Consider the following 12164-nt stretch of genomic DNA (forward strand, 5'->3'; position numbering starts at 1 on the left):
CACCTACTTTTCAAAATCGACAAACGCACTCATTCCAGGTCTTAATAAATTTTTATCATCTTCTACTTTTATTTTTACCCCATATGAAACTATATCGTAGTTACCATTATCATTAGTAGCTTTTTTTACTGCAAAGTCAGGTTTTTTGTTAACTCTTATAACCTTACCTTTAAAAGTTTTATCTTTAAATGCAGGAACAGTTATTTTAGCTTCTTGACCTTCATAAACCTCACTTAAATTAGTTTCATCTAAATTAACCTCAATCCACATATTACTTAAATCAGAAACAGTTGCTATACTCATTCCTGTAGATGCTAATTCTCCTTTATCTACATTTAAAAGAGTTACATTCCCATCTATAGGAGATTTTATATTTGTATCTTGTATATATGAATTAACTTCATCAAGACCAGCCTTAGCTTGCTCATACTTACCTCTTGCAGCTTCTACCATATTAGTAGCTGCTGCAACCATGGCTTGTGCTCCAGATACATCTTCACTTCTAGCTCCTTCTTTTGCCATACTAAGCGTTTGCTCTGCTATATCAAGCTGAGCCTTAACTTCATCTTTCTTTTGAGCTGATACAGCCCCTTTTTCATATAAATTTTCTACTCTTTCATAAGTTTTTAACATAAGATCATAATAAGTCTGAGCTTTTGCTATATCTTGGCTTCTAGCTCCATTTTGAGCTTTAGTAAGCTGAGAGTTCGCAGCCGCAACCTGAGATTGAGAAGCCTCTAACTGTCCTTTGGCTGCACTTACAAGCGCTTCCATTTGATCTTTCTTAGCCTCAAGTTCCTTTGAATCTATAGTAACTATTATGTCTCCTTCTTTAACCATTTGACCTTCTTCTACTTTTACCTCTCCTATTTTACCTGGTATTTTAGAATTTATATCCACCTCTTGAGCTTCTATGATTCCTTGATATTTATCACTAGTTTCAATTTCTTGACCAGATGCACATCCAAATAACAATGTGCTTGTCATGATAATTAAACAAATTAAAATACTTTTTTTATTTTTCACTGTATTTACCTCCCTAAATAGTTAACATGTTTATTAATTAGTTTATATGTTAATTATATTACCTCGATAACATTTTGTAAATATGTTTACTAAAAATTTATTTTATGCATAAAAAAAGAGTGGATATAATATCCACTCTTTTTACATTAACGCACTATCAACTTTTTGTTTTAACTCGAATATATCAAAAGGTTTTTGAAGTATTCCCTCTATTTTTAGCTCATTAAGTATATTTACCTTTTTAGGATCTGTGAATGCTGTTAATATAAAAACCTTAATATCTTTATCATATTTTCTTATATTTTCAAGTATTTCAGCACCATCCATATTTTTAAGCCTCATGTCTAAAAGAGCTAAATCTAATTTATTATTTTTTACTGTATCTATGGCCTGCTCTCCATCTTCTGCTAAATAAACTTCATATTCTTCACTGAACAAACTGTTTAAAAGGGATCTTAATCCTAACTCATCATCCACAATAAGTATTTTTTTCATAAACACATCCCCCTATGTTAGTGGTTCTCTATTCTTATTATTATTTTGGCTTCAACAGAACCTAATTTATCTTCTCCAATAACAGATATTACATCATCTTCATCAAAGTTACTTTCACTTAAAGAATGTCCATCTATATCTTTAAAGTTAACACTACTAGTCGAGTACCTTATATATACAGTTTTTCCATCTATATTATTTTCAATTCTAATTTCATTATCACCAGTGTCTATATCTGTTATCTTTCCTGTATATGTACTTACACTTGCATTATCATCAGCTTCAATCTTAGTTACCTCTCCACTTTCTAGAGTTATCTCTACTTTATGGTTTATTCTAAGATCATAAAGTCCCGCAGAGTTATCGTCTACCTCAACTTCAAATCCTGAAACCAATTTATATGTCTTTGTTTTATTGTCTTCATCTAATATAGTTATTTCTGGAGTTTGTGCCATTTTTATTTCTTTTAAAATTCCTTCTACCTTTGTCTTAACCGTATCTGCATCTATATCTATTACTTTATCATATTCAACCTCAAGCTCTACCTTATCTCCTACTCTAAGATCAGATATTTCAGCTCTATCATTGTTTCTTCTAACTTTGGCATCTTTATCTATATCAAATTTATAAGTTTTTTCATACTTGTCATCAGTTTCTATCTCTATTCTTGAAGAAGATACTTCTTGAATTATTCCATCCACTTCAAAATTCTTAGATACGGCATCTATTTCTTCTATAACACCGTTTTTTATTTTTAAAGTTACCTTATCTTCCTTGTCAAGATTATAAGCGCTTGCATTCTCTCCATCAATCTTTATCTTAGTGGTAGAGGTTAATTTATATTCTTCATAGCTGCTTCCTATTTTACATTTCATAGTGTGATTTCCATTAGCATCAAATGAAACAGTATAGAAGTATCCTTCTTTTTCTTCTTCTACATCACTTAACTTCACAGCATAAAGCTTACTTCCGCTTATAGTTAATTTAACATCTCTTCCTTCTTTTAAATCCTCAACTTTTGCTGATTGACTTCCAAGATTAATGCTTATATCACTTTTTTTGTTGCTAAATACAAGCTTTTTATCTCTTGAATCCTTTATAGTTAATGTTATATTTCCATTATAATCTATTACATCATCTATTTTACCTTCAACAGATGTTAGAGATTGACTATTGTCTGTGTTATTACCTGTGTTTGTGTTATTATCTGTTCCTGTATTTGTATTTCCATCCTTATGATTTAACTTATATCCAACAGATAACATTTTAGCCATTTCAGCTCTAGTTACAGGATTTTTAGGATTGAAATTTCCCTTCCAGTCACCAGAACCATTTATTATTCCCTTTTTTATAAGTATATCTACATACGGCTTAGCATCTGATGGTATTTCGTCTGCATCCTTAAATCCTAATACAACAACTTTATTCAGTTGATCTTCAAGATCTAACCCTCTCGCAAGATATACTGCAATCTCCCATCTAAGCGCATTTTGTGGATTTCCATTTTTTATAAACTGAGATAATAATTCCTCTTTATTCAATATATCTTTTTCAAGAGCAAAAACTATCTCTTCTTTAGCCCAGTCTGCATAGGTTAATATACCATAATCCTTAAGAGATTTTTCATATTTAGATTTATTCGCATCGTAAACAGATTGCACTTCTTTTGGATCAAATAATCTCGTTATAAGAACTATCGATTCTATTCTAGATACTGACTTATCTGGTTTAAACGTTGCGTCCTCATATCCCGTTATTACCTTTTTAGAAGCCATATCCTCTACATATTTTTTAGACCAATGTTTATCTGTTACATCCGTAAACATCTGAGCTCCAAAAGAATACATAACACTTGTTAAAATCAAAAATGCAGCTAGCATTATAGCCAGAGTACTTTTAACCCATTTTTTTACTTTTATTTTTTTCATATTTAACCCCCCTACATATATATTAAAATATATATTTTTACTTTACCATATAATTATTCAATATAAAAGAGATAATAACTCCTACATATAGTATAAATCATTTTATAACTTTAGACTATATATATATTACGCAAAAAAATCTATAACCCTTTATTGGGTTATAGATTTTCTTATATACAAGAAAATATTATCTTACAGTCCCTATATTTACAGCCTTATTATAATCTATAATAGATAAGTTATACGCTGATATAGCTTGCGATAAGGCTATATTAGCTGAATATGCTGTATTTGCAGCTTCTTGAACTTCTAAAAGAGTACTCATTCCAGCATCATAAGAAAGTTTCTTAAGTCTTAATACCTCGTTAGCTTTATCTACATTAGACTTTGCTATTTCTATTTGTCTTTTGTTATTATTTACATTATCATACTTTGACTTTATATCAAACTCAACCATTTGTTTAGAGTTTGCCATAAGATTTTCGACCTTAGCTACGTTTCTCTCCTTTGTTTTGTAAACATAAGTGTTTGATGGGTACTTAGTAGAGTTAGTCTTAAAGTCAAGCTTTACAATCTCATAATTGTTATTAATCTGAATCATATCAAATCTTTTTTCATATGCATTCAAAATATCCTTAGTCAAATCAACATCAAATTTTTGCTGTTCAAACTTAGATGTAAGCTCAAGCTTAGTATCAAGAGGATAGTTTAAAGCCATATTAAGTCCTCTATAAGCACTTTGCATCTTAATCTTTGATGTTTCTAAATTAGCCTTAGCTTCATCAAGCGCTATATCCCCCATGTATAGATCTGATTTTGATGCAACACCTAAGTCATATTTCTTCTTTACATTATCTCTACTCTTTTGAGCATTAGCTAAATTATTTTTTGTAACTTCATAATAGTCTTTTGCTTGAAGTGCTCCATAGTAAGCTTGTGTCGTCTTATACTTCAGATCTTCTATCTTGTAATCTTTTTTTATCTTTTCTTCATCTAAAGCATTCTGAGCTGCCTTTGAATACATATTAGCATCTAATTGAAACCCTTCTACTGTTCCTAATGAAAAATCTGAATTTTCATATTTTTTCTCACTTCTCTTAGCTTGATCAAGTTCTATTTCTTTTATTTCAATATCTAAATCACTTACCTTTAAATCAGTTGAATTTTTAATTGCTTCATCTATAGCTTGATTTAAAGATAATTTTTTAGTGTCATTTGTTTGAGGAGTATCCGCATATGTTAGTATAGATGTTATAAGTGTCATACATACAAGCATCACACTAAGAACCAATCTTTTCATCTAAAGTTCCCTCTTTCTTTTTAAATTTTTTCTTTATTTTCATAACTAAATCATCAAATATACTATATACAACGGGTATGAACGCTAGTGTTAATACTGTAGATAATGTAAGTCCTCCTATAACTACAGTAGCCATTGGAGCTTGTGTTGATGCCCCTTCTCCTATTCCAAGCGCTAGTGGTATAAGGCCTAAAACAGTAGTTAAAGTAGTCATAAGTATAGGTCTAAATCTAGTAAATCCAGCTTTTACTATAGCTTCTCTTCTATCCATTCCTGATTCTCTTAGCTGGTTTATATAATCAACTAAGACTATAGCATTATTAACAACTATACCCGAAAGCATTATTACACCTATTAAAGCAGGTACTGATAAAGATCTTCCAGTTACGAATAATCCTATAAATCCTCCTGATAGAGCAAATGGAACAGAAAGCATTACAGTAAATGGATGTATTAATGATTCAAACTGAGATGCAAGCACCATATATACTATTACTATAGATAAAAGAAGTGCAAGCCCTAAACTTGAGAATGCTTCTGCCATATCTTGTTGTTGCCCTGTAAACGTATAAGTATATCCAGATGGCATATTATACTTTTCAAGTTCCTTCTTTATATCATCAGTAACAGATTTCAAATCTCTTCCATCAAGCTGAGAAGAAACTGTTACTGTTCTAGTTTGATTTATTCTACTTATTTGAGTTGGTGCATTACCATACTCTATATAAGCTATCTGCCCTAAAGGAACAGTCTTTCCAGTTTGAGATGTTATTTGTATTTGCTTAACATCCTCTATAGAATCTTTAACTGAATCTCCTAAAGATATGTTTACATCTATTTCATCTCCATCTACTTTAAATGTAGTAGATTTTGACCCATCTATAGAAGATTTTATAGTGTTTGCAACATCACTTGCCGTTATTCCATAAAAAGATGCTACTTCTCTATTAAGGATAACTCTAGCCTCTGGATTTCCATCTTCCATATCAGTTGTAACTTCTGCTGTTCCAGGAATTTGTTTTAATATACTTTCAATATCATATCCTGTAGATCTTAAAATTTCAAGATCATCTCCTTTTATTTGTATAGCTATAGCAGCTGAAGATCCTCCTCCGCCACCCATAGAGGATGCCTCTGATACAGTTATTTTTGCTCCAGGTATTGATTCTACTTTTTTTCTAACTTCATTTACTATTTGTGCAGTTGATCTTTTTCTTTCTTTTTGATTAACTAAAACAACATTCACATTTGATGAATTACTTGCAGTAGTTGAGAATCCAGATGATCCTCCTATAGTTGAGAACACATTATCTTTTTCAGGTATATTTTCTACTATTTTCTCAACTTCTTTTGCTATTCTATCGCTTTCTTCAAGAGTCGTTCCAAATGGAGTTTCTATTTTTACATTAAAACTCCCCTCATCTTCTGCTGGGAAGAACTCTCCACCAACAGCACCTACTAATGCTATAGACGATACAAATATAAGTACCGCTACAAATACTGTCATTTTTCTATGATTTAGAACATAGTTTAATAATTTCCCATATGCGCTACTGATTTTTTCTATAGATTTTGTGAATACATTTAATATTTTTTCTATAAATTTAAATTCTTTTGTCTTAGGTTCTCCAACCTTAAGTATCTTAGAAGACAACATAGGTACTACAGTTATTGCAACTGCTAAAGATGCAAGCAGTGAGAATACTACTGCGAATGAAAGCTGCTTAAATACTATAGCAGTGAATCCTTCTACGAATACTATTGGTAAGAATACCGCTATAGTAGTCATAGTAGATGCAAATACTGCCATTGTAACTTCTTTAGCTCCTATAATAGCAGCATCAAGTCTTGATTTTCCTTCTTCCCTATGTCTGTATATATTTTCAAGAACAACTATCGAGTTATCAACTAGCATACCTGTTCCAAGAGCTAATCCTCCAAGAGATATTAAGTTGATTGTAAGTCCTCCAAAATACATAAGAGCAAAAGTTGCTATTACAGATATAGGTATAGCAATACCGACTATAAATGTAGATCTTATATTTCTAAGGAATAAGAACAGTACAATAACTGCAAGTAGTCCTCCTATTATAGCATTGCTCGTTACATTATTTATAGATTTATTTATAAACTCAGATTGATCTGTTCCAACAGTTACATTAATCTGAGAATATTCAGCTCTTATTTTATCTACTTCTTTTAATATCTTTTCTGCAACCTTAACAGTATTTGAAGAAGACTGCTTTGTTATAGATATACCTATACTATTTTGTCCATTAACTCTTGATAGAGTATCTTTATCCTTGTATCCTAGCTCAATCTGAGCTATATCCGATAATTTTATTGTTTGACCTGTTCTTAATGATATAGGTATATTTTTTATATCATCTATATTTTTAAATTCTCCAACAGTTCTAACTAAAATCTCTTTATCGCCTTTATTTACATTACCACCAGGTAAATTCAAGTTCTCTGCTCTTAATACATTTTTTATTTGATTAAGAGAAAGCCCATATCCTGATAATTTTTCTTGATCTACTTTTATACTTACTTCTTTTTCATCTCCTCCTGATATATCAACAGATGCTACCCCTTCTATTCTCTCAAATCTAGATTGCAAATCATCCTCTACTAAAGACTGTAGTTTTGCAAGATCCATATCAGATGATACTCCTAGATTTACTATAGCTTCAGCATTAGGATCTATCTTAAGTACCATAGGTGATGATGCATCATCAGGCAGAGCTCCTTTTACTAAATCAACCTTCTCTCTCATTTGAAGCGTTGCAAAATCCATATCAGTTCCATACTCAAATTCAACTACGATTATACTACTTCCTTCTCTTGAAAACGATGTAACTTTTTTCAAGTTACTAACAGTTGCCACTGACTTTTCTAAAGGCTTAGTAACTAAAGTCTCAATTTCTTCAGGTCCAACCCCACTATAATTAACTGAAACTATAGCAACAGGAATATCCATCTCAGGATAAAGGTCTATTGGTAAAAGCCCAAGAGATACAAATCCTATAAGTATTGCTATAAACATAAACATGAGGGTTGTAACAGGTCTTTTAACCGACATTTTTGATATATTCATATTTACTACCCCCTATTTATTTTTGTTGATTTCAACTTTAATTCCTTCTTCTAGATAATTCTGCCCTTTGCTAACAACTACTTGACCTTGCTTTATTCCTTTTTTTATTTCAACAATCTCTCCATTGTCAATTCCAGTTTCTACTTTGTTAATATGAGCCTTATTATCTTTAACTGTATACACTACGCTTTCTCCATCTTTTATCACTACTGATTCTGATGGAACTGTTATAACATTTTCTTTTTTATCTGTTACTAAGTTTACATTTGCAAACATTCCCGGTTTTATAATTCTATCTTTGTTATCTATCTCTACTTTTATAGGATAAGTCATAGAATTTGATGCTGTTGCAGGAGACAGAGCAGTTATTTTACCTTGGAAGTTTTCCTTTCCAGCTGATTTTATAGATATATCAACTATATCTCCTACCTTAATCTTGTTTATAAGATACTCTGAAACATTAGTATCTATAACAATCTTATTCATATTTGCTATAGAAACAGCTGTTTGAGCAGAAGATGCCATCTCTCCTTCATTTACATTAACAGCAGTTATTATTCCAGATATAGGAGCTGTAACTGTTGCATCATTTAGCTTTGATTGTGCATTTTCAAGACCAACTCTAGCCTGATTAACTTGAGCCTGTACTGCATCTAGATTAGTAGATGATGCTTGAAGTTCATATTGTTCAAAATCTTTCTTTGATATAGCTCCTTCTTCATATAATGATTTCATTCTCTCATAGTTTATTTGTGCATTTCGTATTTGTTCTTCTGTTCTTTTAAGATTTGCAGCTGCTATGTCATATGCAGCTTGAGCACTTTTTACTCCATTTACTAAGTCAGTTTTATCTATAGTAAAAAGAACATCTCCTTTATTAACTTTCTTACCTATTTCAACATTAACACTAGTAACCTTTCCAGGTATCTTAGGAACAATATCTGCCTCTTCTATAGGCTTTACCTTTGCAGATAAAGTTGTTTTAACGTCTATATTTTGCTTTTTAGAAGTTTTAGTCTCAACACTCACAAACTTCTCTTCAACAGGTGAAGCTTCTTCTTTCTTTCCACAACCCGAAAGAGCCATAGTTAAAGTCAAAGCTATTACAACCAATAAGCTGATTCTTTTTTTCATTATTAATTCCTCCCCTATCTCTTTAATACTCCATTAAAAAATACATCTATTATTATATCTATCTCTTTCTCAATTGGTATCTCATCATTTCCTCTTATTCCATTAAGTCTTTGAAAAAACATCCCAAACATCATACTTGTAAATATTACAGATAATGATTTTAGATCTAGTTGTTTATATTTTTCCCTATCTACATCTATATGCTCTAATATATGTTTCATTACCAATCCTTCTTTTTCCTTACACTTTTTTAGATGCATATCCTTTATATCCTCATGAAACTGCATCTCGTAATGTATAACCTTTGATATATGAAAATGTTTTTTAAATACCTCATACCTATTAAGGACTATAAGCTTTAGAATTTCATCTAGAGGTTTATCTTTATTATCCTCTATAATATTTTGTATTGAACCAAAATCTATAAATTCTTCAAATTTATCTATGTACTCAATCATTACACCTCTTAGTATATCTTTTTTTGTTTTGTAATACCTAAATATGGTTCCTTGAGCAACCCCAGCTTCCTCTGCTATTTCCGCAGTAGTTGCAGCCGAAAATCCTTTTTTACCAAACACTTTTAAGGCCGCATTAAATATCTTTTCTTTAGTATCGATGCTCTTTTTAACTGTCATATAGTCACCTCTTTTTAGTGAATGAGTGCTCACTCATTTTTTCATCATATAAACATTATACTATTTTTAAGCATTTTTGCAATATACAATTTCAAATTTTTTCAAGAAATTTTCATTATTATACTTTCTATTAAAAACTCGTAACCCCCCAAAACACGAGCATTATTTAAATTTGCATTAAACTCTTCAATAAAAAGATGCTAATTAAACTGATTAAAAATATCGTTGCATTCTCGGTATTTTTATAGAGAGTTTTTGATAACCCACAGACTCTAAGAAAAAAAACATAAAAAAACCTAGATCTCATTTATACGAAATCTAGGCAGCTAAGTAGCGGTATTTAAATAACCTCATAATCCACACAAGCCATAGAGCTTGCAACCGACTTTATATACTCTTTAACAGGCACATGAACCTCATGGTCTGCATAAATTTTCAAATCCTCTTTTGAACCAAAGTAAGTCGTAAGACATAAATCATAGTTTCTATCAGATTCTAAAAAATTAACCCCAACTTCTATATATTTCAATACATCTATTTTTCCATCCATATCTAAAAGTCTTCTTTTTACTTCTTCAACCTCTTTTTTATCATCAAATCTAAAAAATACTATATGCTTTATCACTTACCTCACCCCTATATATTATATTTTTTAACTATATCATTTAAATAATTTAAAAATTCATCTCTTATATCATCTTTTTTAAGAGCATAATCTACAGTAGCCTGTAAAAATCCGAGCTTATCTCCAACATCGTATCTTCTTCCCTCAAAATTATACGCATACATGGCTTCTGTCTTTGCAAGCTCTTTAAGTCCATCTGTAAGCTGTATTTCTCCACCTTTTCCAGCAGGAAGGTTTTCAAGTATCTCAAATATTCTAGGAGTTATTATGTATCTTCCAAGAATAGCTATATTAGACGGAGCCTTATCCTTTTCCGGCTTTTCAACTAAGTCTTTAACCTTGTATATTCTATCTTCTATATGCTTACCATCTACTATACCGTATTTTTTTACATCTTCATCCGGAACATTTTGAACCCCAAGTATAGTAGTTCTGTACTCGCTATAAGCATCAATCAATTGCTTTAAACAAGGATTTGTAGCATCAACTATATCATCACCTAGCATTACTGCAAAAGGCTCATTTCCTATAAAATGCTTGGCACAGTGTATCGCATGACCAAGACCCTTAGGTTCCTTTTGTCTTATATAATGAATATTTATCATATTAGATATATTTTTTACTATATCTAACAACTCTTCTTTTCCTTGCTTTTCAAGCTGCATTTCAAGCTCAACAGACTTATCAAAATGATCTTCTATAGATTGTTTATTTCTTCCTGTTATTATAAGTATCTCTTCTATTCCAGACTCAACAGCCTCTTCTATTATATATTGAAGAGTTGGCTTATCAACTATAGGAAGCATTTCTTTTGGTTGAGCCTTAGTAGCTGGTAAAAACCTTGTTCCAAGTCCAGCTGCAGGTATTATGGCTTTTCTGACCTTATCCACATAAACATCCCCTTCATTTAAAATTCGTCTAATGCTATTGCATTGACTCATGTCACAAGCGTAGTCCTTTAATCATTATACTGTATAATTAATTATCTTGATACAGGAATATTTACTACTTCTTCGTCAGTAACTATAGCGGAAAATTTACCTTTTATCTTTTCTGGATTTTCATAAAGAATGTTTAAAGCTTTTTTTATCATATCTTCGTCATTTCCTGTTACAATCCATATATTAGATAAATAAGAATAACCTTTTGGAACCGACGCTATTACAGCAGCTTTCTCGAATTCTTTAGATACATTTTTACAGCAATCAAGCGCTTTAACTTTATCATCTATCTTAAAGAAAAGTTCTCCTTGTTTATCGTTATATACATCCTTTATATTGTTTATTTTAGAAATTTCACTCCAAGTTCCAATAAGTACAGTATTTATTTTTTCGTCATTATCATATCTTTCATTTATAGTCTTCTTAACTAGATCATCTGCTCCATTATCCTTTAAGTAATCATATAATTTATCTGTTTCTTCTTTAAATTGATCAGAATATATAATCTCAGTTTTTAATGCTTTTCCATCATATCCATTAGTGAAATTTTTAGGATATGACCCTATTATACTAGATATATAAATTTCATTTTCCCAAGTATGATAGTCCCACAACACATCGTCTCCTGAATTTAGATGATAATTTTCAGGGCCAACTTGTGCTAAATTACCATTTATATAATAAAACCAACCCTGTTTGCTTTCTTCACTATACTCAGTCTCTATTCCATTTATAGAATCTATGAATCCATTTTCAATTTTTACATCTAAACTACTTTGCATTAATTCCATAACAGTAGTATCTTTGGTAAAATTTAATTCTTCATCATATATTTTTTCGTTTCCAAAATCTTGAGTCAAAATCATATTACTTTTACCCGTTTCTAAATCTTTACTACATCCAACCATTGATGTCATAAGTATCAAAATGATAATTAATAATAATGTCTTTTTCATATTTTAATCCTCCAAAAATTAATAACC

10 protein-coding genes are annotated in these 12164 nt (G+C 30.7%); all 10 read right to left on the bottom strand.

Annotated features, from left to right (window positions below; all coding sequences use genetic code 11):
• Positions 1-3: 3 nt before the first annotated feature.
• The 10 genes from M2214_RS15540 to M2214_RS15585 all read right to left on the bottom strand — a co-directional run bounded on the left by M2214_RS15540 (position 4) and on the right by M2214_RS15585 (position 12137).
• Positions 4-1026 (bottom strand): HlyD family secretion protein, encoded by a 1023-nt coding sequence (locus M2214_RS15540; RefSeq protein WP_248480793.1) that lies wholly within the window; start codon positions 1024-1026, stop codon positions 4-6.
• 141 nt (positions 1027-1167) lie between these two features.
• Positions 1168-1521 (bottom strand): response regulator, encoded by a 354-nt coding sequence (locus tag M2214_RS15545; RefSeq protein ID WP_248480800.1) that lies wholly within the window; start codon positions 1519-1521, stop codon positions 1168-1170.
• A 17-nt stretch (positions 1522-1538) separates the two neighbouring features.
• Positions 1539-3449 (bottom strand): S-layer homology domain-containing protein, encoded by a 1911-nt coding sequence (locus M2214_RS15550; protein ID WP_248480802.1) that lies wholly within the window; start codon positions 3447-3449, stop codon positions 1539-1541.
• Between the two features lie 187 nt (positions 3450-3636).
• Positions 3637-4749 (bottom strand): TolC family protein, encoded by a 1113-nt coding sequence (locus M2214_RS15555; RefSeq protein WP_248480804.1) that lies wholly within the window; start codon positions 4747-4749, stop codon positions 3637-3639.
• Positions 4730-7846 (bottom strand): efflux RND transporter permease subunit, encoded by a 3117-nt coding sequence (locus M2214_RS15560; protein WP_248480806.1) that lies wholly within the window; start codon positions 7844-7846, stop codon positions 4730-4732. Before M2214_RS15560 ends, M2214_RS15555 begins: the two co-directional genes overlap by 20 nt.
• 12 nt (positions 7847-7858) lie before the next feature.
• Positions 7859-8980, bottom strand: a complete 1122-nt coding sequence (locus tag M2214_RS15565; RefSeq protein ID WP_248480808.1) for an efflux RND transporter periplasmic adaptor subunit — start codon at positions 8978-8980, stop codon at positions 7859-7861.
• Positions 8981-8994: 14 nt separating this feature from the next.
• The gene (locus M2214_RS15570) at positions 8995-9615 is read right to left on the bottom strand and encodes a TetR/AcrR family transcriptional regulator (RefSeq protein ID WP_248480810.1); all 621 of its coding nucleotides are present in this window, start codon (positions 9613-9615) and stop codon (positions 8995-8997) included.
• A gap of 340 nt (positions 9616-9955) precedes the next feature.
• Complete coding sequence (locus M2214_RS15575; protein WP_248480812.1) at positions 9956-10240, bottom strand: Dabb family protein; 285 nt, start codon at positions 10238-10240, stop codon at positions 9956-9958.
• 11 nt (positions 10241-10251) lie between these two features.
• Positions 10252-11130 carry a UTP--glucose-1-phosphate uridylyltransferase GalU gene (galU, locus tag M2214_RS15580; RefSeq protein WP_248480814.1) on the bottom strand — a complete coding sequence of 293 codons (879 nt, stop codon included), beginning with the start codon at positions 11128-11130 and terminating at the stop codon, positions 10252-10254.
• 92 nt (positions 11131-11222) lie between these two features.
• Entirely contained in the window at positions 11223-12137 is a 915-nt protein-coding gene (locus M2214_RS15585; RefSeq protein ID WP_248480816.1) for a DUF4430 domain-containing protein, read from the bottom strand.
• Positions 12138-12164 lie beyond the last annotated feature (27 nt).

Origin of the sequence: Tepidibacter aestuarii (genome assembly GCF_934924865.1) — a bacterium.
Taxonomy (GTDB): domain Bacteria; phylum Bacillota; class Clostridia; order Peptostreptococcales; family Peptostreptococcaceae; genus Tepidibacter_A; species Tepidibacter_A aestuarii.